Consider the following 376-nt stretch of genomic DNA (forward strand, 5'->3'; position numbering starts at 1 on the left):
GATGCAGAGGAAGAGGACATGATCATCCAGTACGAGAAGCCGGAGCAGGTGAAGCAGTTGCGGGCCAAATGGCTGGAGTCGCTGGGCCGGGCCGATCAGATGGTCAAGCGCATGGCCAGCAGCGAAACCATGGGCAAACAAGCTATGGGTCTCGAAGTCCCGATCTACGAGGGTTTGCACTGCCTCATGCCATCTTGCGCCTGGACCTCACTGACCTTGATATCACTAAAGCTCTCGTAAGATATCTCACAGAACGCGGTTACCCTTTCATGACATCGGCAGAGCGTGAGATCATCCGTAACATCAAGGAGAAGTTGCGCTCTGTTGCCCTTGACTTCAAGTTTTAGATAGCCGCACAGTCCTACGCATTGCCCGA

Annotated in this window: 1 protein-coding gene; it reads left to right on the forward strand. The window is 54.0% G+C overall.

Annotated features, from left to right (window positions below; translation table 11 throughout):
• On the forward strand, positions 1-240 hold a 240-nt coding region (locus GSQ94_RS00005; protein ID WP_158941283.1), incomplete at its 5' end, for a hypothetical protein.
• Between the last annotated feature and the right edge of the window lie 136 nt (positions 241-376).

Source organism: Granulicella sp. S190 (assembly GCF_009766095.1).
In the GTDB taxonomy this organism is placed as follows: Bacteria; Acidobacteriota; Terriglobia; order Terriglobales; family Acidobacteriaceae; genus Edaphobacter.